Source organism: Collinsella sp. HCP28S3_B9, assembly GCF_052066095.1.
Lineage (GTDB): Bacteria > Actinomycetota > Coriobacteriia > Coriobacteriales > Coriobacteriaceae > Collinsella.
This window is the reverse complement of the sequence record NZ_JBQHST010000023.1, coordinates 16,982-36,557: the sequence shown is the minus strand read 5'-3', so window position 1 is coordinate 36,557 and position 19,576 is coordinate 16,982. Positions and strand designations below refer to the sequence as shown.

22 protein-coding genes and 1 tRNA gene are annotated in these 19,576 nt (G+C 58.9%); 21 read left to right on the top strand and 2 right to left on the bottom strand.

Going from position 1 to position 19,576, the window contains the following annotated elements; all coding sequences use genetic code 11:
* From ACTNBB_RS06675 to nagA, 17 genes are all read left to right on the top strand, one after another.
* Positions 1-300 (top strand): ATP-binding cassette domain-containing protein (locus ACTNBB_RS06675; RefSeq protein WP_441057044.1); only part of this gene is annotated, 300 nt, incomplete at its 5' end.
* Positions 301-949: 649 nt separating this feature from the next.
* A complete protein-coding gene (locus ACTNBB_RS06670; protein WP_441057084.1) occupies positions 950-1,942 on the top strand; it encodes a substrate-binding periplasmic protein in 993 nt (330 codons plus the stop codon).
* A gap of 317 nt (positions 1,943-2,259) precedes the next feature.
* Positions 2,260-2,844: a ribosome hibernation-promoting factor, HPF/YfiA family gene (gene hpf / locus ACTNBB_RS06665; protein ID WP_055285508.1), complete on the top strand. Its 585-nt coding sequence runs from the start codon at positions 2,260-2,262 to the stop codon at positions 2,842-2,844.
* A gap of 80 nt (positions 2,845-2,924) precedes the next feature.
* Complete coding sequence (locus ACTNBB_RS06660) at positions 2,925-3,878, top strand: DegV family protein (RefSeq protein ID WP_427718953.1); 954 nt, start codon at positions 2,925-2,927, stop codon at positions 3,876-3,878.
* Between the two features lie 98 nt (positions 3,879-3,976).
* Positions 3,977-5,056 (top strand): NAD(P)-binding domain-containing protein, encoded by a 1,080-nt coding sequence (locus ACTNBB_RS06655; RefSeq protein WP_427718955.1) that lies wholly within the window; start codon positions 3,977-3,979, stop codon positions 5,054-5,056.
* Between the two features lie 5 nt (positions 5,057-5,061).
* Complete coding sequence (locus ACTNBB_RS06650) at positions 5,062-5,490, top strand: hypothetical protein (protein ID WP_427728604.1); 429 nt, start codon at positions 5,062-5,064, stop codon at positions 5,488-5,490.
* Positions 5,491-5,505: 15 nt separating this feature from the next.
* Entirely contained in the window at positions 5,506-6,204 is a 699-nt protein-coding gene (locus ACTNBB_RS06645) for a hypothetical protein (protein WP_441057046.1), read from the top strand.
* Positions 6,205-6,210: 6 nt separating this feature from the next.
* Positions 6,211-7,296, top strand: a complete 1,086-nt coding sequence (locus tag ACTNBB_RS06640) for an isocitrate/isopropylmalate dehydrogenase family protein (protein ID WP_441057048.1) — start codon at positions 6,211-6,213, stop codon at positions 7,294-7,296.
* Between the two features lie 127 nt (positions 7,297-7,423).
* Positions 7,424-8,509 carry a hypothetical protein gene (locus tag ACTNBB_RS06635; protein WP_441054134.1) on the top strand — a complete coding sequence of 362 codons (1,086 nt, stop codon included), beginning with the start codon at positions 7,424-7,426 and terminating at the stop codon, positions 8,507-8,509.
* 646 nt (positions 8,510-9,155) lie between these two features.
* Positions 9,156-9,599: a PTS fructose transporter subunit IIA gene (locus tag ACTNBB_RS06630; RefSeq protein ID WP_117743271.1), complete on the top strand. Its 444-nt coding sequence runs from the start codon at positions 9,156-9,158 to the stop codon at positions 9,597-9,599.
* The gene (yajC, locus tag ACTNBB_RS06625) at positions 9,599-9,880 is read left to right on the top strand and encodes a preprotein translocase subunit YajC (protein ID WP_441057050.1); all 282 of its coding nucleotides are present in this window, start codon (positions 9,599-9,601) and stop codon (positions 9,878-9,880) included. Before ACTNBB_RS06630 ends, yajC begins: the two co-directional genes overlap by 1 nt.
* Positions 9,881-9,916: 36 nt before the next feature.
* Positions 9,917-10,399: a PTS N-acetylgalactosamine transporter subunit IIB gene (gene agaV, locus ACTNBB_RS06620; RefSeq protein WP_154514998.1), complete on the top strand. Its 483-nt coding sequence runs from the start codon at positions 9,917-9,919 to the stop codon at positions 10,397-10,399.
* Positions 10,400-10,489: 90 nt separating this feature from the next.
* On the top strand, positions 10,490-11,290 hold the full coding sequence (locus ACTNBB_RS06615) for a PTS mannose/fructose/sorbose/N-acetylgalactosamine transporter subunit IIC (protein WP_154514996.1): 801 nt from the start codon (positions 10,490-10,492) through the stop codon (positions 11,288-11,290).
* Entirely contained in the window at positions 11,280-12,362 is a 1,083-nt protein-coding gene (locus ACTNBB_RS06610; RefSeq protein ID WP_138374505.1) for a PTS system mannose/fructose/sorbose family transporter subunit IID, read from the top strand. Before ACTNBB_RS06615 ends, ACTNBB_RS06610 begins: the two co-directional genes overlap by 11 nt.
* A gap of 184 nt (positions 12,363-12,546) precedes the next feature.
* Positions 12,547-13,278 carry a GntR family transcriptional regulator gene (locus ACTNBB_RS06605; protein ID WP_154514994.1) on the top strand — a complete coding sequence of 244 codons (732 nt, stop codon included), beginning with the start codon at positions 12,547-12,549 and terminating at the stop codon, positions 13,276-13,278.
* A 114-nt stretch (positions 13,279-13,392) separates the two neighbouring features.
* Complete coding sequence (gene agaS / locus ACTNBB_RS06600) at positions 13,393-14,559, top strand: SIS domain-containing protein (protein ID WP_154514992.1); 1,167 nt, start codon at positions 13,393-13,395, stop codon at positions 14,557-14,559.
* A 117-nt stretch (positions 14,560-14,676) separates the two neighbouring features.
* Positions 14,677-15,846 (top strand): N-acetylglucosamine-6-phosphate deacetylase, encoded by a 1,170-nt coding sequence (gene nagA, locus ACTNBB_RS06595; protein ID WP_154514990.1) that lies wholly within the window; start codon positions 14,677-14,679, stop codon positions 15,844-15,846.
* 75 nt (positions 15,847-15,921) lie between these two features.
* On the opposite strand, the gene ACTNBB_RS06590 is transcribed toward nagA, so the two are convergent.
* Positions 15,922-16,506, bottom strand: coding sequence for a flavodoxin domain-containing protein (locus ACTNBB_RS06590; RefSeq protein ID WP_229770598.1), 585 nt, complete (start codon positions 16,504-16,506; stop codon positions 15,922-15,924).
* 155 nt (positions 16,507-16,661) lie between these two features.
* Here ACTNBB_RS06590 and ACTNBB_RS06585 point away from each other — a divergent pair, with 155 nt between their 5' ends.
* From ACTNBB_RS06585 to ACTNBB_RS06570, 4 genes are read left to right on the top strand one after another with little or no spacing between them, the layout of a single operon-like run.
* The gene (locus ACTNBB_RS06585; RefSeq protein WP_154514986.1) at positions 16,662-17,543 is read left to right on the top strand and encodes an aldose 1-epimerase family protein; all 882 of its coding nucleotides are present in this window, start codon (positions 16,662-16,664) and stop codon (positions 17,541-17,543) included.
* Positions 17,544-17,601: 58 nt separating this feature from the next.
* Positions 17,602-18,537, top strand: coding sequence for a hexose kinase (locus ACTNBB_RS06580; RefSeq protein WP_118334259.1), 936 nt, complete (start codon positions 17,602-17,604; stop codon positions 18,535-18,537).
* Between the two features lie 37 nt (positions 18,538-18,574).
* Positions 18,575-18,709 (top strand): hypothetical protein, encoded by a 135-nt coding sequence (locus tag ACTNBB_RS06575; RefSeq protein ID WP_441054124.1) that lies wholly within the window; start codon positions 18,575-18,577, stop codon positions 18,707-18,709.
* Positions 18,710-18,741: 32 nt separating this feature from the next.
* On the top strand, positions 18,742-19,215 hold the full coding sequence (locus ACTNBB_RS06570) for a YhcH/YjgK/YiaL family protein (protein WP_117654927.1): 474 nt from the start codon (positions 18,742-18,744) through the stop codon (positions 19,213-19,215).
* Between the two features lie 212 nt (positions 19,216-19,427).
* Here the strand turns inward: ACTNBB_RS06570 and ACTNBB_RS06565 are convergent.
* Positions 19,428-19,503: transfer RNA gene (locus ACTNBB_RS06565), tRNA-Thr, on the bottom strand.
* Positions 19,504-19,576 lie beyond the last annotated feature (73 nt).

Sequence of the window (19,576 nt, the reverse complement as noted above, 5' to 3'; positions counted from 1 at the left end):
ATCGTGGCGCGGTTGAACTCCGACCCTGACAGACTGCTCGATGGCGACGATTTGAGTCCTGGCGAACTCCGCAAACTCATGCTTGCTGAACAGCTTGTTACGAATCCCAACTTCCTCGTACTCGACGAGCCTACGAATCATCTTGATGTGGGCTCTATTGAGGCGCTGCAGGAAATGCTGAGCGGTTTCTCTGGCGCGTTACTGTTGGTTACGCATGATAGACAGCTGTCGGAGGCAGTCACGCAGATTGGCTGGGAAACTATTCAAGGTGAAAGCCTGATGAGATTGCTGGTCGTCTAAACAATGGGTTTTATAAAAGAGCCTTGTCGGGCGGATTTGCAGCTTCAGTTTGCAATTATTGTTTAACTCCGCGTGGGAAGTCGCAAGCGGCTTGCTCGTGACGACAACGACTATTGCCAAAGGGTGGAACAAATAAGGACTCATAGAAATCCTTGGTCGGTGTGCTAACGTGATTACAGTGAGTAAGTAAGTCTTCAATAACACTAAGCCATTACATAATAAAACCTCGACCTGCGAAATCTGTACTCGCGGTGCGAATGACGACCTAACCTTAAACTTTAGCTTGAACTTAGCTATAATGCGCTACGTTCCCGCCAGGCTGTGGTTGCGGACGGGCAATGCGCCCATCCAAGTCCAAGACAGACGCGGTCAAAGGGATCCACGTAAGCGACCGCGTGCGCGCGGCGCGATCATGGCGCGTCCTAGATGTAAGCCGTACCGTCCGTTCTACTTTCTTTGGGGCAATACCGCCTCGCGGGCGAGCGGGCCAGTCGTGAAGGTGGCTGCGGCCTCCCGAGCAAACGCCCCGGTGCGCAAGTGTGGGGTCAAATACCAGGTCAGCTGGTGGGAACAACCCGATATTCCGTGCAGGGCACGGATCGTATACGACACAGAAGGCAGGGTAGCGGACATGGTGAGGGGCAGCTTGATGCATGCAGCTCGGTTGGGTGCTGGGACCGCGGCGGTCATTGCCGTTTTGGGCCTGAGTGGATGCGCGTTCAATCCACTGTCCACGTTCACGACGCCCACGATCGACCAGATCGAGCGCGAGACCGTTACCCCCACGGTATCGGACGATGCCCTGGTCACGCCGGGAACCCTGACGGTCGCCCTCGATACTTCCGATGCCCCGCAAGCCATGCAGGATGCCGACGGAAACCTCACGGGCTATGCGGTCGATGCCGCTCGTGCCCTCGCATGCCGCATGGGTCTCAAGGTCGCCTTTGTCGATGCGTCCTCGGCCGATTCCGCGCTCAGCGATAAAAAGGCCGATATCTTCATTGGCGACGTCAGCTCTACGGACGGCGATATCAGCTCGCTTGGCACCTGTCTGTACGACGCCCCCGCCGTATTCGGCAAGAGCACTGACGGCGAGTCGTTGAGCGTTTCCACCGAAACGCTTAACACCGCTACCCTGGGCGTTCAGACCTTCTCGGCCTCGCAGGAAGCGCTCGCCAAGCAGGGCATCACGGCCAACCAAAAGACCTTCTCCAACATCAACGAGTGCTTCGAGGCACTCGAGTCGGGCGAGGTCGATTACGTGATCTGTGATTCCACGGCCGGTGGTTACCTCGCGCGCCTGATGAGCCAGATCTCCTGTGTCGGCACGCTCGAGACGCCCTCCACGCTTGGCATCGCAGGCCTTAGCTCTAACGATGAGCTGTGCCGTGCCGTGAGCGATGCCCTCGACGACATCACGGTCGACGGCACGCTCGAGGCGGTCCACTGCGTCTGGTACGGCCAAATGCCCTATGACCTTACCGCCAAGACTGTTTCGGGGGCCAATGTGCAGGCATCCGAATCTACGTCCAACGAGACCGAGTCCTCCGATGGCGACACCTCCGATAACAACGGCGACAGCCCGTCGTCTAGCCAGGAGGGCGCCATCACCGACGATGACATCAACAAGCTCAATAGCTAGTTATTGGTAGGGGTGGCGCCTGCCATACATTGAACAAGACGCTTCTTCACGGTTTCAACACGCATGGCCGGGTCTCCCCAATAGGGGAGCCCGGCTTTTCAATTTTAATAAAACAAGCAGCTCAAGGGCAATTTCCAGGAGAAAAAACAACTCCGCCGACGCCCTCATATAGCGCACTTTGCCGCGGAAAAGTGCGAGACTTCGGTATGCGGTATCAAGCAGTCGTTATTCGGGCCTTTGGGAATTCGGGTGATTAAATGCACGGCAATGGGTACATAGCCAGTACAGTAAGTCCCCGAGGCAGATTGGAGCCACGTATGGATATCAAGGTTTCTGGACGCAAGACGACGGTAACCGATGCTCTGCGTGCGCATGTGGACGAGAAGATCGGCGAGGCGCTCAAGGTTTTCGATATCGAGCCCATGACAGTCGACGTCGTGCTTCGTTATGAGAAGAACCCCTCGAACCCCAACCCGGCAATCGTCGAGGTCACGGTTCGTGCCCGCGGCTCTGTGATTCGCGTCGCCGAGCACGGCGCAGATATGTATGCCGCCATCGATCTCTCCGCCGATAAGGTCACCCGCCAGCTGCGCAAGTTCAAGACCAAGGTTGTGGACAACCGCCAGGGCGGTGCCAGCGCCGCTGATGTCGCACCGGTCGAGCGCGTCGAGGATCTGGCCGACCTGCTGCTGCCCGAGGAGGACGACGACCTGCTCGTCCGCGAGAAGGTCATCGATGTCACCCCGATGACTGAGGAGCAGGCGCTGGTGCAGACCGATCTGCTCGGCCACGACTTCTACGTGTTCGAGAACGCGACGACTGGCCTCATCAATGTGGTGTATCACCGTAAGAATGGTGGATATGGCATCATCAAGCCCCGCATCGAAACACTTGACGAGTAAAATACGTTAACTTGCATGAGTTAACGGTTGGCGGCCATCCCATGCGGGTGGCCGCCTTTTTTACGTAAGGAGTCGCTTTGATGGACAAGGCCGCATCCGCCGGTCATTCGGACCGTTGCCGTATCGTCGTCGATACCTGCTGCGACTTTAACCCCGAGGTCGCCGCGAACCTCGATGTCGATATCTTGGGCTTCCCTTTCATTATCGATGGCGAGGAGCGCACGGACGACATCTGGTCGAGCATGAGCCCTAAGGAGTTCTACGACCGCATGCGCGCCGGTGCCCGCGTGTCCACCTCGGCTGTGTCGCTCGGTCGCTATATCGAGTTCTTTACCGAGTGCGCCAAAGAGGGCACGCCCACGGTTTACCTGTGCTTTACCTCGGCGCTGTCGTCGAGCTACAACTCCGCGTGCCAGGCGGCAGATGCCGTGCGCGCCGAGTATCCCAACTTTGAGCTCTACGTGGTCGACAACGCTCTGCCCTGCGCGACCGGCGAGCTCCTGGCGCTTGAGGCCGTGCGCCAGCGTTCGGCGGGACTGACTGCCAAGCAGCTGGTCGATTGGGCAAACGAGGCCAAGACCTACGTGCACGGCTACTTTACGCTCGAGAGCTTCGATGCGCTGGCTGCCGGCGGCCGCATTCCGCCCGCGGCGGCGCAGCTCACGGCAAAGCTCGACGTCAAGCCCGAGCTCTCCTACGACCTTGCCGGCTCGCTGTCGCTGATCGGCGTCAACCGCGGCCGCAAGAAGGCGCTCAAGTCCATCCTCAAGTCGTTCCGCGAGAACTACGTGCCCGATCGCACCATGCCCATCGCCATCATGACGGCCGATGCCGAAAAGGACGGCGACTGGCTCGAAGCCGCCATCCGCAAGGAGGAGGGCTGCGCCGACGTCACGATCATTCGCAGCTCCGTGGGCCCCACCATCGGCTCGCACGTGGGCCCCGGCATGGTGGCCTGCGCGTTTTGGGGCAAGAACCGCACCGACAAGGCGTCGCTTTCCGACCGCATCGCCCGCCGCGTGCGCGGCCAGTAGACAAGCGCTGCGTCCGTAATCGCCCTCGACTCACAGCCCAAACGCTGGCAACGAGTATTCAACCTGGTAATAACACCCAACCCAAAAGGAAAGGTTTCATGGCAAACAAGCTCTCTGTCGCATTTATCGGCACCGGAATCATGGGTGCCCCTATCGCCGGCCACATTCTGGACGCTGGCTATCCCGTCACGGTCAACAACCGCACCAAGTCCAAGGCTGCAGCGCTTGTTGAGCGCGGTGCCGTCTGGGCCGATACGCCGGCAGATGCCGCGGCGAACGCCGACGTCGTCTTTACCATGGTGGGCTATCCCTCCGAGGTCGAGGAGCTCTACCTGGCGGGCGACGGTCTGCTCGCGTGCACTAAGCCCGGTGCGGTCCTGATCGATCTCACCACGAGCTCGCCCGAGCTGGCGCGCGACATTGCCGAGGCCGCCCAGGTTTCCGGCCGCATGGCGTTTGACTGCCCCGTCACCGGCGGCGAGTCGGGTGCTATCGCCGGCACGCTTACGGCTATCGTGGGCGCTACCGAGAACGACATTGCCCCGGTCCGCGATATCCTTTCCACCTTTGCGGCAACCATCTGCTGCTTCGATGGCGCCGGCAAGGGCCAGGCTGCCAAGCTTGCCAACCAGGTGTCGCTGGGCGCCTGCATGGTTGGCATGGCCGATGCGCTGGCGTTTGCCGAGCTGAGCGGCCTTGATATGGAGAAGACCCGTCAGATGATCCTGGGCGGCACCGGCAAGTCCGGTGCCATGGAGAGCCTGGCGCCCAAGGCGCTCGACGGCGACTACAAGCCCGGTTTTATGGTGGAGCACTTCATCAAGGACCTGCGCTTGGCGCTCGCCTATGCCGACGACCGCGAGCTTGCGCTGCCCGGCGCCGACGTGGCCTTTACGCTCTATGACATGCTCGACGCCATCGGTGGTGCCAAGCTGGGTACCCAGGCCATCAATGTCCTCTATAAGGAGGAGGCCGACGCCATTGCCGCCGGTCTGGACTGGTCGCAGTATCGTCCCGAGGAGCATGGTGCTCATGAGGAAGGCTGTGGTTGCGGCGAGCATGGCGACGACCACGAGTGCGGTTGTGGCCACCACCATGGCGAGGACCACGAGTGCTGCGGCGGCCACGGCCATGACGACGGCCACGAGTGCTGCTGCGGCCACCATCACGAGGAGTAGCGCCCATGAGCTGGACGTTCGTGGTGCTCGCACTAGTGCTCTTTCTCTTTGCGATCTACATTGGCTTTTTGTGCGGCCAGTGGGCGTGCGAAAAGCGCGTCGTCACCAAGCGCGACTACTGGATTGCCAACTTTGCAGGGGCGGCGGCAGTCGTCCTGCTGACCTGGGTGTTCTCGCTGTTCCCGCTGGTGCAGTTTGCGCCGATCGGCTGGCTTGGCGGCTTTATCGCCGGCCTTAAGATGAGCTTTGGCGAGTCCGTTGGTCCGTGGCGCAAGCACGATGAGGTCTTTAACGTCAACCAGGCTCATCGCGCCGCCGCCGACGCAGGCGACGCCGAGGAGCGCCGCCGCGCGCGTCGCAATGGCGCGGCTGACCGACAGCTCATCTCGGTCACCGATGACAGCAAGGGTGCTGGCAGGCACACTAAGAAATAGTAAGAAGAGGTAACTATGGCAGAAAACAAAGACGAACAGCTCACCGACGAGGAGCTGGAACAGCTTCAGCTGGCAGAGGAGAACGAGAACACCGTCGACCGCTTGGTCCAGGAGCTCGGCTGCCCCACGCGCCGTATCCGCCAGTTTGCCGCCCGCGTGCTGCACCTGCTTGCCGAGCGCGATCCGCAGCGCGTCGTGCCCTGCGTGCCCGCGCTGATCGAGGCGCTCGACCGCCCCGAGGCTCAGACTCGCTGGGAGGCCCTCGATGCCCTGGCGGCGCTCGCCACCACCTGCCCCGACCAGCTGGGCGATGCCTTTGAGGGCGCCGAGACCGCACTGTTTGACGAGATTTCCTCCACGCTGCGCTATGCCGCCTTCCGCCTGCTGTGCGTGTGGGGTGCCACGAGCGTCGAGCGTTCGCGCGAGGCTTGGCCCATCCTGGACGAGGCCATCCAGTGCTACCACGGTGACCTCGAGTATCGCGATATGCTCGGCTGCCTGTACGAGTTTGGCAAAGGCGAGATCGATGCCGAGATCGCCGAGAAGCTTGCGCTGCGCCTTAAGTTCGATGCCGAGAACGGCAAGGGCAGCTATCTCAAGGCCCGTTCGAGCGAGATTTGCGAAATGCTTGTTAAACGTTTTGGCCTGGATCTCTCCAAAAAGAAGAAGCGTGCTAGCGTTAAAAAATCTGACGACGCCGAAGACGAGGAGTAACAGATTATGGCGCACGATGTAGTCCTGATTCCCGGTGACGGTATCGGTTCCGAGATTACGCAGGCCATGCGCCGCGTGGTCGAGGCCGCCGGTGTCCAGATCAATTGGAACGTCCAGGAGGCCGGTGCCGGCGTCATGGACGAGTTTGGCACGCCGCTGCCCCAGCATGTGCTCGATGCCGTCGCCCAGACCAAAGTTGCCATCAAGGGCCCCATCACCACGCCGGTCGGTACGGGGTTCCGCAGCGTCAACGTTGCCCTGCGTAAGTACTTCGACCTGTACGCCTGCGTGCGCCCCTGCCTGTCGCAACCGGGCGATGGCTCGCGCTTCCGCGATGTCGACCTGGTTATCGTGCGCGAGAACACCGAGGACCTCTACGCTGGTATTGAGTTCGACGAAGGCGCTGCCGAGGTCGAGGAGCTTTCACAGCTTGTCGAGCGCTCGGGTCAGAAAACCTTCGCCGCGGATTCCGCCATCTCGATCAAGCCCATCTCCATCGCCAAGAGCCGCCGTATTGTGGAGTACGCCTTTGAGTATGCTCGCCGCTGCGGCCGCAAAAAGGTGACGGCCGTGCATAAGGCCAACATCATGAAGGCGACTGACGGCCTGTTCCTGCGCGTGGCTCGCGAGGTGGCTGCCAACTATCCCGATATCGAGTTCAACGACAAGATCGTCGACGCCACCTGCATGGGTCTGGTTCAGAACCCCAACGACTTCGATGTTCTGGTCCTGCCCAATTTGTATGGCGACATTGTCAGCGACTTGTGCGCCGGTCTTGTAGGCGGCCTTGGCATGGCCCCCGGCTCCAATATCGGAGCCGACTGTGCCATCTTTGAGGCCACGCATGGCTCCGCGCCCGATATCGCTGGCCTGGATATCGCTAACCCCACGGCCGAGATTCTGTCCGCGGCTATGATGCTCGATCACCTGGGCGAGAACGACGCTGCCAATCGCATTCGCGCCGCCGTATCTGCCACGCTCGACGAGGGCGAGCAGGTTACCGGTGACGTGCGTCGTGCCCAGACCGGCTCCATTGAGGGCGCCGTGGGCACGCAGGCCTTTGCCGATGCCGTTATCGCGCATCTTGCCTAAGGGGATACGGCTTTCAAACGCCTAAGCGGTACTTATGCGTTTGCGGATAACCTGAGAATGAATACGCCCGGCGCTCTGTCGGGCGTATTCTATTGAGGACTATGTTTCTTAACAAGGAGTAACTGATATGGGTCTGATTCAAAAGAAGGACGAAAAGGACGAGATCGACGGCATCCAGATCATCGAGCGCGGCGAAGGCCCCGACGGTGACGAGGACGAGAAGATCGATCTGGTCGCAGGTACGTCTGCCGAGCACATTGCTGCCGGCACGACCGCCGAGGAGGAGGACGCCCGCCTGGAGGCTCAGATTGCCGCGGATGCCGCCGACGAGAACCTCATGCCTGAGGAGCAGGACGAGGACGATGACTCCGACGTGGACGACAGCGCATCCAAGCACAAGAAGACGATGATTGCCGCCTTTGTGGTCGCCATCGTGATCGCTGCTGTGGTCGGCTTCTTTATTGGCAACGGTGGTTTTGGCGGCAAGGGCGTCGGCTCGGCGACCCTCACCGAGGACCAGCTCGATTCGACCGTGGCAAGCTACAGCTACAACGGCAAGAAGAGCGACATCACCGCGCGCGAGGCCATCGAGAGCCAGTACAGCCTTGATACCGTCAAGGATAGCGATGGCAACTACACCGCTCCCTCTGCCGACGTTATCCTGTCCTACGTGCGCAACCAGATTCTGCTGGACGCTGCCGAGGATGAGGGCATCACCGTCTCTTCTAAGGAGATGAAGAAGTACGCCGAGGATTCTATCGGCACTTCGGACTACAAGACCATGGCCACGCAGTATGGCGTGTCCAAGGACCAGGCCAAGCAGATCGTCCGCCAGTCCGCGACGCTGCAGAAGCTCTACAAGAAGAAGGTGGGCGATAGCTCCGCAAGCATGCCGATCGCTCCGACCGAGCCTTCTGACGGCAACGAGGACACCGCGAGCAAGGACTACGCCGATTACATCATCAACCTTGCCGGTGACGAGTGGGATAGCAAGAAGGGTACCTGGAAGGACGCCGATAGCACCTACGCTAAGGCTTTTGCCGACGATGCCTTTACGGCCGATAGCGCTACCTATAAGCAGGCCATGACCGCCTATTACACCGCCTACCAGCAGTACTCTTCGCAGGCTTCGAGCGCCAGCTCCAAGTGGACCGAGTACGCCAACGGCCTCTACGCCAAGGCCAATATCAGCATCTACGGCCTGTTTGCGTAAAGATTGCCTGAGCCTTCGAGTACGAAGCCGAAATATCTGATGAAGCCCCCTAGAACGGACATCGTTCTAGGGGGCTTTTTGCGTTGGAGGGCTATCTATTGAGACGGAAAGGGCAGATTGAATGATCGCGCACGTGCTTCATCGGGTCTCCCTAATTCATCTGGGAAAACAACTGCAAACGATTGCAAGTTACCGGTGAACGGTCGAAAACGACCGCTCGCCGATAATCTCAAAACTGGTTCAGACTGGTATTAAGTCAAAAAGACCAATTCACATATCTTCACAATGACCTGCAATTTTTCTACAAGCTATTTTTAGCCGCCCTGCGTTGTTTAGACACAGGAAAAGATCCGATCTTTTGCCAAAGCATTTCGAAACGGTTTCAAAACCGCAGGTAGATGTGTTAACGACCGGTAAACGGTCGAAATATCACCGTGAGCGGTGCAAAAACGTTTTACTGTATGAATCAACGAAAGCGACCTCTTCTGGGGTGATATAGTGACAACAACACGTCACGTGGTTACTACCAGTTGAGAAACCACTGGTCTTCAAAGAACGCTTTCTAAGAAGCTTTAAGGGCGAGCGCCCGCTGGCTTTCGAAATTCATCGGACTCAGATCGTACACACCTTCGGAAGGGAAATTTGAATGGTTGGCTTTATTCTTACCGGTCATGGACAGTTCGCACCCGGCCTTGCAAGCGCTATCGCTATGGTTGCCGGTGACCAGCCCGCTTTTACCGTCGTTCCTTTTGAGGGCGACCAGGCTGCTTCCTACGGTGAGGATCTCCGCGCCGCTATTACCGCCATGCGCGAGGAGTGCGATGGCGTGCTCGTCTTTACCGACCTGCTTGGCGGCACCCCGTTTAACCAGTCGATGATGATTGCCCAGGATGTCGACAACGTCGAGGTTCTGACCGGCACCAACCTCCCCATGGTTATTGAGCTTCTGTTCCTCCGCGGCAATGCCACGCTCGCCGAGCTTGGCGAGCAGGCAGTGACCGTTGGCCAGACGGGCATCACCGCCCAGACGGTCGCATCCGTTGCCGGCTCCGACGAAGAGGATATCTTCGGCGACGAGGACGGCATCTAATGGCCGATTTCGGAGCCAACGTCCTGAGCTCCTCGGTCGCCCTTTTAGGCCTGCTTGTCATCATGGGCTTGATTTACACCATCTGGTCGCAAATCAACATGAAGAAGAAGCAGAAGTACTTCAAGGAGCTGCACGCCGAGCTCAAGCCGGGTCAGGAGGTTCTTTTCGCCGGCGGTATCTACGGAACCGTCAAGGGCATCGAAGGCGAAAAGGTCCAGATCAAAGTCCGATCCGGAGCCGTCGTAGATGTTTCGCGTTACGCGATTCAGGAGATCAAGTAACTGTCGTCAGCAAATAACGAAAGGAAGCTGATCAACATGGCAGAACCCAACATTCTTCTTACCCGCATCGATAACCGACTGATTCATGGTCAGGTTGCCACCCAGTGGAACTCCACTCTGGGCTCCAACCTCATCCTCGTCGCCAACGACGACGTGTCAACCAATACCATGCGCCAGAACCTCATGAAGATGGCCGCTCCCGCCGGCGTCGCTACGCGTTTCTTCTCCCTGCAGAAGACCATCGACGTCATCGGCAAGGCGAGCCCGCGCCAGAAGATCTTCATCGTGGCCGAAACACCGGAAGACGTGCTTACGCTCGTCAAGGGCGGTGTGCCTATAAAGAAGGTAAACATCGGCAACATGCACATGTCGGAAGGAAAGCGCCAAGTCGCCACCTCCGTCGCAGTTAACGACGAGGATGTCGCTGCGTTTAAAGAGCTGCAGGAATTGGGGGTGGAGCTGGAGATCAGGCGCGTTCCGAGCACGCCTGTTGAGGACACGAGCAAGCTCTTCTCGTAATCCTCGTGATCCACATTGTCAGGAGTGAAACCCTGACGTTCTGTACGTGATATCAAAAGTGCGTACATGCATTTTGAAAGGAGGAGCAAGATGGAATACTCGATCATCCAGGTCGCTCTGGTCTTCATCGTCACGTTCGTCGCGGCAATCGACCAGTTCAACTTCCTCGAGTCTCTCTATCAGCCCATCGTCACCGGCGCCGTCATCGGTCTTATCCTTGGCGACCTCAACACCGGTCTTCTCGTGGGTGGTACCTATCAGCTCATGACGATCGGCAACATGCCGATCGGAGGCGCTCAGCCGCCTAACGCCGTCATCGGCGGCATCATGGCAGCCATTCTCGCAATCGCCACGGGCCTCGAGCCCAACGCGGCAGTCGGCCTTGCCATTCCGTTCGCTCTGCTTGGTCAGCTCGGCGTTACCCTGGTCTTCACGCTTATGTCGCCGCTCATGTCCTCCGCGGACAACATGGCTCACAACGCTGACACCAAGGGTATCGAGCGTCTGAACTACTTCGCCATGGCTCTGCTCGGCCTGATCTTCGCTATCGTCGTCACCCTGTTCTTCATCGCTGGCGCTACCATCGGTCAGACCATCGCTTCCGCCATCCCGGCTTGGCTGCAGACCGGTCTCTCCGCTGCAGGCGGCATGATGCGCTTCGTCGGCTTCGCCGTCCTGCTCAAGGTTATGATGAACCGCGATATGTGGGGCTTCTTCCTCATGGGCTTTGGCCTCGCGATCATCACCGTTGCCAACGATTCTCTGGCAACTCCTGCCCTGCTCATCCTCGCTCTCATCGGCTTCGGCATCGCTTTCTGGGACTTCCAGCAGCAGACCGAGCTGAAGGGTGCAGCTGTTTCTGACGGAGGTGACTTCGAAGATGGCATCTAATGAGTATGTGATCCCGGAGCACTACGAGGATCTCACTCCTGCTCCGCAGCTCGACCAGAAGACCCTCAACAAGATGGCTTGGCGCTCCTGCTTCCTGCAGGCCTCGTTCAACTACGAGCGTATGCAGGCCGCTGGCTGGCTCTACTCCATCATCCCCGGTCTGGAGAAGATCCACACCAACAAGAACGACCTCGCGGCTTCCATGAGCCACAACCTGGAGTTCTTCAACACTCACCCGTTCCTCGTCACCTTTGTTATGGGCATCGTGCTTTCGCTCGAGCAGAACAAGGTTGACATCCCCACGATTCGCGCCGTCCGCGTCGCCGCAATGGGCCCGCTCGGTGGTATCGGTGACGCCCTGTTCTGGCTGACGCTCGTGCCTATCACGGCTGGCATCACCTCCAACATGGCCATCAACGGCAACGCCGCTGCGCCGATCATCTTCCTGGTGATCTTCAACGCCGTCCAGTTCGCACTGCGCTTCTGGCTCATGAACTGGTCCTACAAGCTTGGCACCAGCGCTATTGACGCTCTGACCGCCAACATGCAGGCCTTCACGCGCGCCGCTTCCATCATGGGCGTCTTCGTCGTCGGTTGCCTGGTCGTCACCATGGGTGGCACCCAGATCAACCTCCAGATTCCCAACGGCACCACCCGTGGCCTCTCCGCTACTACCGTGATCGTCTCCGAGAAGGAGGCCGAGAACTTCACCGGTATGGAGGGCATCGATACCGAGACCGCTGAGGCCGGTACCATCGCCATGACCGATAAGGACGGCAACGCCCTCACCGCTTCCGATGCCGACGGCAACGCTGTCGAGTGCGGCGTCACCGATCTGGGCAACGGCATGGAGTCCGTGACCTACGGCACCGTTACCGAGGATCCGGTCAACTTCTCTGTTGCCGACACCCTCAACACCATCGTCCCGAAGCTCGTCCCGCTTATGCTTACGCTGCTGCTTTACTACATGTTCGCTAAGCACAGCTGGACCCCGACCAAGGGCATTCTGCTGCTCTTCGTCCTGGGCATCCTGGGCGCTGGCCCGCTTGGTCTCTGGCCGAGCATCTGGTAAGGCTCTAGCTTGAGGGGTGTGTCCCTACGCGGCTCACACCCCGACCCCTTAAGCCATGTGTATGTTAAAAGCCGCGTGCTCGAAAGAGCGCGCGGCTTTTGTTTTCTTGATGATTCGGATGTGGCAGACAGATAATGTTAACCACCCAAGGTAGTAGCCGAGTTTGAGAAAATGGGAGGATAGGATGGCGATCGGGGCGCGTAAGCAACCGCTGTACGATCAGCTGGTCGATATTCTGACCGAAAAGATTGACCATGAATATCGTGCCGGTGACATGATTCCTTCCGAGCGCGAACTTTCGGAGCGCTATGGTCTCTCGCGCACCACGGTACGCCTGGCTCTGCAGGAACTGGAGCGTTTAGGATTGGTGGTTCGGCAGCACGGTCGCGGTACCTTTGTGACCGACCGTTCGGCAAAGGCAACCAATCTTATGCAGTCCTACAGCTTTACCGAACAGATGCGTGCGATGGGTCGTGACCCCGAGACCACGATTCTCGAGTTTTGCGAGATGGAGGCCGATAAGAATCTAGCCGAGCATATGGGATTGCATATCGGTGATCGCGTTTTTAAGCTCAAGCGCCTTCGTTCTGCCGACAACATGCCCATGATGGTCGAACGCAGCTATCTGCCGGTTCGTCAATTTCTGTCCCTAAAGCGACCACTGCTGGAGAGTAAGCCGCTTTACGATGTGATTGAGCAGGACTTTCAGCAAAAGATTCGCGTGGCCGAAGAGGAGTTCTATGCGAGCATAGCCCGTCCCACCGATGCCCACCTTTTGGCAATTGTCGAGGGATCGCCTGTGCTCGATTTGGTCAGGACTACGTATAACGAGTCAAACGAGGTTGTGGAGTATACGCTCTCGGTTGCTCGTGCCGATCAGTTTAAATACAAGGTTTACCACCAGCGTAGCAACTAGTGTTCGCATCGTTTTCATATGGTGATTCCTTGCAGTTAACTGGTTACTACCAGATAACCAACCGAAGTGTATAATTGCACGTCAGAGGATTACTTCTAGAGAGAGGTATTAGAAATGTTCGAGAAGAGTGTCGAGGAGCTCACCGAGCTCGGCGCCCAGATCACCACGGCCGAGATTGCTCAGCAGCCCGAGCTTTGGCGTGATACGCTCAACATCTATCGTGAGAACAAGGAGGCCATCGAGGCCTTTCTGGCCGAGGCTCGCGCTATGGGCGAGGGCCGTCTGTCCGTTGTCTTCACCGGTGCCGGTACGTCTGACTACGTTGGCGATACCTGCGCCCCGTACCTGCGTCACGCTGGCAACACTGATCTCTACGACTTTAAGCCCATTGCCACGACCGACATCGTGAGCGCCCCGCGCGACTTCCTGCGTGCCGAGGATCCCACGCTCGTGGTTTCCTTTGCCCGCTCTGGCAACAGCCCCGAGAGCCTTGCCGCCGTTGCCGTTGCCAAGGAGCTTGTCCACAACGTCAAATTCCTCAACATCACCTGCGCTCCTGAGGGCAAGCTCGCCGTCGAGTCTGCTGATGATCCCAACGCGCTGACGCTGCTCATTCCGCGCGCCAACGACAAGGGCTTCGCCATGACCGGTTCTTATTCCTGCATGACCCTGCTCGCCACCCTTATTTTCGACACTGCCTCTGACGAGCAGAAGGCCGAGTGGGTCGAGACCATCGCCAAGATGGGCGAGGAGGTCATCTCCCGTGAGCCCGAGGTCGCCGATTACCTCGCTGGAGACTTCAACCGCGTGACCTACTTGGGTTCTGGCTCCTTCGGTGGCCTTGCCCAGGAGAGCCAGCTCAAGATCCTCGAGCTCGCTCACGGCCTGGTCGCCACTTCTTACGACACTTCCATGGGCTATCGTCACGGACCCAAGTCTTTCGTCGATGACAAGACCCTCGTGTTCGTGTTCGTCAACAACGACGCCTACACCCGTCAGTACGACATCGACATCCTCAATGAGATCGGTGGCGACGATATTGCTCAGCACACCGTTGCCGTTCAGCAGGATGGCGCTACTGTCTACGAGGGTGAGTCCTTCACCTTTAAGGGCTACGAGGCACTTCCCGAGGGCTACCTTGCTCTGCCGTTCGTGATGTTTGCTCAGGCTATCAGCCTGCTTAACTCCGTGCGCGTGGGCAACACGCCCGACACGCCGAGCCCCACCGGCACGGTCAACCGCGTGGTCAAGGGCGTGACGATTCACCCCTTCACCGCTTAATCGCGTCCCCCTGTAAGGGCGCCCGTCCGCTCATAACGGCGGGCGGGCGCTTTTTGTTTTACGTGAGCTGGGTATAAACATCACCACAGTTAACTGCTTTAGAAGTAAGGAGTACATATGAGCACGTACGCAATTAAGGCTGACAAGTTCTTCTTGCCGGCAGGCCCGCAACTGGGCGGCTATCTCATGGTCGAGGACGGCGTCTTTGGCGCTTGGCAGGCCGACGAGCCCTCCTGCGAGATCAAGGACTACACGGGATCGTGGATCGCGCCGGGCATGGTCGACACCCACATCCATGGCTTCTATAACCATTCGACTACCGATAACGATCCCGAGGGCATCGATATCAGCTCGACCGAGCTCGCCCGTCGTGGCACCACCAGCTGGCTGCCCACGACGTTCACCGATGGCGTCGAGCAGATCAAGGACGCCTGCGCCGCCATCGCTCAGGCGGACGAGGGCCGTGGCCCCGACTTCTGCGGTGCTCGCATTCAGGGCATCTACCTGGAGGGCCCTTTCTTTACCATGAAGCACGTGGGCGCGCAGAACCCCGCTTATCTTATCGATCCCTCCGAGGAGGTCTTCGATCAGTGGCAGGAGGCTGCGGGTGGTCGCATCGTTAAGAGCGCCATGGCAGCCGAGCACGACGGTGCCGCTGCTTATGCGGCTGCTCTGAACGCCAAGGGTGTGGTGACCAGCATCGGTCACTCCGACGCCACCTACGATGAGTGCATCGCCGCCATCAACGCCGGTGCCAGCTGCTTTACGCATACCTATAACGGCCAGCGCGGACTGCATCACCGTGAGCCCGGTGTTGTGGGTGCTGCCATGTCCACGCCCGAGACCTACGCCGAGATCATCTGTGACGGCAAGCACGTAAACCCTGGCGCTATCAAGGCGCTGCTGCAGGCAAAGGGCTGGCAGCATACGGTGCTCATCACCGACTGCCTGGGTTGTGGCGGCATGCCCGAGGGCAGCTACACCAGTGGCGGCATGGACGTCATCATGAAGGACAACCTGTGCTGGCTCGCCGACGGCAAGAGCATTGCCGGCTCGGTGCTCACGCTTGCCCAGGGCGTTAAGAACATCGTCGACTGGGGCATTGCCAGTGCCGATATCGCCATTCGCATGGCAACCGAGGTGCCGGCACGCTCAGTGCACATCGAGGATAAGTGCGGCAGCATCATGCCGGGTCGCGACGCCGACTTTGTCGTGTTCGACCATGAGCTCACCCTCGTCGAGACGTATGTTGGCGGTCAGAGCGTCGGTAACGCCTTTACCGAGTAACGATAGAAAAAGACGGCGGGCCCGAATCTGCTCGGACCCGCCGCATGGGTTAAACGCTCAAAAGTACCTTCACAGTTACAGCTTGTTAGCGATCTTCTTTACCGTGCGCTTAACGCCGGCCACCAGGCCTCCTGCAGGATGCTCCTTCTCGTATGCTAGGCGCTTCTCGCGCTTGGCGTACTCTTCGACGATGATGTCGCCATACTCGTCTTCGATCTTGTCGAAGAAGTCGACGGCGCCCTTAATTTCCTCAGCGGTCGGGTGTCCCTTTTGGACACCGCCGGTGAGTTTGAACGGCCCCCACGTATCAAAGCCGGGGCAGCCGTAGACACCCATAAAGATGGCCTGCCTCATGCGGCAGATGCCATCGATATCCTTGCCGTACCACTTGTTTTTGCCACCGTAGGTCATAAGGCCAAACACCTTGTCCTGCGGCTGCAGCACGTTAGTGAGCACGCGTGCCATATCCTTGTCGATCTCGGAGTAATAGATGCCCGTGGCGACACCGATCAGATGATATTCGTGCAGGTTTGGATACTCGTTTTTGCCGAGCGCCTTGACGTCGAGGGTATCGATCTCGGGGTGTGCCTCGACGATGGCGTCCACGAGCTTTTTCGTATTGCCGTGATGGCGCGAGGCGTAGAGGATGATGGTTCGCATAAGAAGGCCTTCCAGCTGTAATTGCATCAATGTCTGTATGGTACCCCGTTGCATGGCTGGGATACCGGACACATCGTTGAGCGTGCGGGTTTGTCCTTTGGTCAGGGCCGAGACGGATACTTGCGAGCAAAAGCAGTTGTTCGAAAGGATGGGCAATGGTATACGCTCTCTCCAACGATTCGATTTCCATTAAGGTGTCCACGGCTGGTGGTTCGTTTACCTCGATTGAGGCCGGAGGCCGCGAGTACTTGTGGCAGGGCGATCCCGCCGTGTGGTCCGGCCAGGCACCGATTTGCTTCCCGATTTGCGGAGGCCTGCGCGATGGCAGCGCCATGACGTTTGCCGGGCATCATGTAAAGCTCGCTCGCCACGGGTTTGCGCGCAAACAGGAGTGGAAGCTGCTGAGCCAAAGCGCAAACGAGCTGGCTATGTGCCTGGCTTCGGAGGATAACGCCGCGCTGCTGAGAGATTATCCCTACCCGTTTAAGCTTGTCGCTCGTTATACGCTCGAGGACGCTGCCGTGCGCGTTTCCTATGAGGTGACCAACGAGGGCACCGAGGACATGCCGTTCTTTATCGGTGGACACCCCGGCTTTAGGTGCCCGCTCGACGAGGGCGAGGCCTATACGGACTACGAGTTGCGCTTCGAGAAAGACGAGGCTGCGGAGCTTTGCACCGCCGTACCCTCGACTGGCTTGATTGATGTAGCTAACCGTTCAAAGAACCCCATGGTGGGAAAGACGCTACCCCTGTCGCATGAGCTCTTCGATTTTGCGGAGACCATCTTTGACGTGCTCGAGAGTCGTCAGGTCACGCTTTCCAAGAAGGGCGAGGACAAGGGCGTTCGCTTGAGTTTTGAGGGTTTCCCGTACCTCATCGTGTGGAGTAAGCCCGAGGGCGATTTTGTGGCAGTTGAGCCCTGGGGCGGCCTCTCGACCTGCTCCGATGAGGACGACGTACTTGAGCATAAGCGCGGCTGCCTTGTCGCCAAGCCCAAGGAGACTGTCGTTCGCTCGTTCACGATTGAGATTCTGTAATTCCGTTTTGTCGACTCGTATCGCGAGGCACAAGGAGCCCGCGAGATAAGGAGCTAAAATGATCCTCACCGTTACGATGAACCCGTCTGTCGATACGCGCTATCAGCTCGATGAGCTCATTATCGACGACGTCAACCGTGTGACGCCCGAAAAGACCGCCGGCGGCAAGGGTCTCAACGTGGCCCGTGTGCTGGGCCAGCTGGGCGACGACGTTGTGGCAACCGGTCTGCTCGGTGGCCATATGGGCGCCTATATGGCAGAGCTCATGGATGCCAACGGTATTAACAACGACTTTGTGCCCATCAAAGGCGAGACTCGCATTTGCCTCAACATCCTCCACGCCGGCAACCAGACCGAGCTGCTCGAGAGCGGCCCGACGATTGCCCCCGAGGAGCTGGATGCCTTTACCGCCAAGTTTACCGAGCTGGCTGGCAAGGCCGACGTCGTCACTATTTCGGGTTCGCTGCCCCGCGGCGTCGAGGCGGACTACTATGCCAAGATTACGGGCATTGCCGAGAACGCCGGCGCCAAGGTGCTGCTCGATACTTCGGGCGCTTCGCTTGAGGCTGCCCTCAAGTCCGAGGTCAAGCCCGAGCTGGTCAAGCCTAACCTAACCGAGATCAACGGCTTGTTGGGCACGAGCTTTACCACCGACGATGTGGACGAGCTCCGTGCTGCGCTCGCCTCTGACGCCCGCTTCTCCGATATCCCCTGGGTCGTCGTGTCCATGGGCGCTGCCGGCTCCGTGGGCTTCCACAACGGACGTGCGTTCCGCGCCAAGACCCCCGATATTCCTGCCGTTAACGCTACGGGTTCCGGCGACTCCACTATCGCCGGTTTCGCGCATGCCATCGCTGCCGGCGCGGACGACGAGACGGTGCTGCGTACCGCCAACACCTGCGGCAAGCTCAATGCCATGGATCCCATGACCGGTCATCTGGTCATGGATCGTTGGGACGAGGTCTACAACGGCGTTGTCGTGACCGAGCTGTAAGAGCTTGGGCGTCGGCTCTGGCATCGGTTGTTTGCTTGTGGTTAGAGCCAACGACAAGTGCGGTAGCATTATGCCGGGGCGCGACGCCGATACTGTCGTGTTCATTCCCGACCTTACCCTGGTCGAGACGTATGCGGGCGGCAACAGCTTTGGTAACGCGTTTGCCGAGTAGCCGCCAAAGAAACGATCCGAGAGGGGATTTAGATGATTTACGGTGCATTGGGCGATATCGAGGAGTACCGCGGAATGCTCAAGGGCCTCGACGTGCTGATCGACTGGCTCGAGGAGAACGACCCGGCGCAGCTCGAGGTCGGCAGCCATCCGATTCTGGGCGACAAGGTCTTTGCGAACGTCATGGCTCCCACGACGCGTCCCGAGGCCGAGGCTCACTATGAGACGCATCAGCGCTATCACGACCTGCAGATCGACGTCGAGGGTCGCGAGGCCTTTAAGGTCGCCACGGGCAGCCTGACGCTGGTCCAGGAGTTTGACGAGAAGGACGACTACGATCTGGTCGATTCCGACGCCTCGATCGCCGGCGATCTTGCCGACGACAAGTTTGCGCTGTTTGTTGCCGGCGAGCCTCACATGCCCACGCTCGAGTTCCCGGGCGATGGCGCGCAGCCGGTCAAGAAGATCTGCTTTAAGCTGCTTGCCGACGCCTACTGGGAGGAGTAGCGAACTGCCCGACTGAGCCGTTCGTCTGATGGCGTGTTTTCCCTAAGGGAAGCACGCTACGACCCCGTTAATCGTGTTTTCCCTAGGGGAATCACGATTAACGGGGTTTCTGTTTTTGAATAGGGGAGCTGACGCTGTTGCGATGCGTGGATTGGCACGCGCACTCAAAATCGGCAACAAAAAAGCCGCCCGAAGGCGGCTGTCTTGTGCAATGGAGCCAGCGACCGGGCTCGAACCGGTGACCCCCGCTTTACGAGAGCGGTGCTCTACCAACTGAGCTACGCTGGCGGCCATGTGGTGACGCAGCTGAGGCGTCAACGGCTGTCTATGATACGGGACATCGCAAATCCGCGCAAGTGCT

Bases quoted from the DNA above. Each gene is read 5' to 3' on its own strand.
- ACTNBB_RS06670 (WP_441057084.1), top strand. From the start codon at position 950: ATGCATGCAGCTCGGTTGGGTGCTGGGACCGCGGCGGTCATTGCCGTT.
- hpf (WP_055285508.1), top strand. From the start codon at position 2,260: ATGGATATCAAGGTTTCTGGACGCAAGACGACGGTAACCGATGCTCTG.
- ACTNBB_RS06660 (WP_427718953.1), top strand. From the start codon at position 2,925: ATGGACAAGGCCGCATCCGCCGGTCATTCGGACCGTTGCCGTATCGTC.
- ACTNBB_RS06655 (WP_427718955.1), top strand. From the start codon at position 3,977: ATGGCAAACAAGCTCTCTGTCGCATTTATCGGCACCGGAATCATGGGT.
- ACTNBB_RS06650 (WP_427728604.1), top strand. From the start codon at position 5,062: ATGAGCTGGACGTTCGTGGTGCTCGCACTAGTGCTCTTTCTCTTTGCG.
- ACTNBB_RS06645 (WP_441057046.1), top strand. From the start codon at position 5,506: ATGGCAGAAAACAAAGACGAACAGCTCACCGACGAGGAGCTGGAACAG.
- ACTNBB_RS06640 (WP_441057048.1), top strand. From the start codon at position 6,211: ATGGCGCACGATGTAGTCCTGATTCCCGGTGACGGTATCGGTTCCGAG.
- ACTNBB_RS06635 (WP_441054134.1), top strand. From the start codon at position 7,424: ATGGGTCTGATTCAAAAGAAGGACGAAAAGGACGAGATCGACGGCATC.
- ACTNBB_RS06630 (WP_117743271.1), top strand. From the start codon at position 9,156: ATGGTTGGCTTTATTCTTACCGGTCATGGACAGTTCGCACCCGGCCTT.
- yajC (WP_441057050.1), top strand. From the start codon at position 9,599: ATGGCCGATTTCGGAGCCAACGTCCTGAGCTCCTCGGTCGCCCTTTTA.
- agaV (WP_154514998.1), top strand. From the start codon at position 9,917: ATGGCAGAACCCAACATTCTTCTTACCCGCATCGATAACCGACTGATT.
- ACTNBB_RS06615 (WP_154514996.1), top strand. From the start codon at position 10,490: ATGGAATACTCGATCATCCAGGTCGCTCTGGTCTTCATCGTCACGTTC.
- ACTNBB_RS06610 (WP_138374505.1), top strand. From the start codon at position 11,280: ATGGCATCTAATGAGTATGTGATCCCGGAGCACTACGAGGATCTCACT.
- ACTNBB_RS06605 (WP_154514994.1), top strand. From the start codon at position 12,547: ATGGCGATCGGGGCGCGTAAGCAACCGCTGTACGATCAGCTGGTCGAT.
- agaS (WP_154514992.1), top strand. From the start codon at position 13,393: ATGTTCGAGAAGAGTGTCGAGGAGCTCACCGAGCTCGGCGCCCAGATC.
- nagA (WP_154514990.1), top strand. From the start codon at position 14,677: ATGAGCACGTACGCAATTAAGGCTGACAAGTTCTTCTTGCCGGCAGGC.
- ACTNBB_RS06590 (WP_229770598.1), bottom strand. From the start codon at position 16,506: ATGCGAACCATCATCCTCTACGCCTCGCGCCATCACGGCAATACGAAA.
- ACTNBB_RS06585 (WP_154514986.1), top strand. From the start codon at position 16,662: ATGGTATACGCTCTCTCCAACGATTCGATTTCCATTAAGGTGTCCACG.
- ACTNBB_RS06580 (WP_118334259.1), top strand. From the start codon at position 17,602: ATGATCCTCACCGTTACGATGAACCCGTCTGTCGATACGCGCTATCAG.
- ACTNBB_RS06570 (WP_117654927.1), top strand. From the start codon at position 18,742: ATGATTTACGGTGCATTGGGCGATATCGAGGAGTACCGCGGAATGCTC.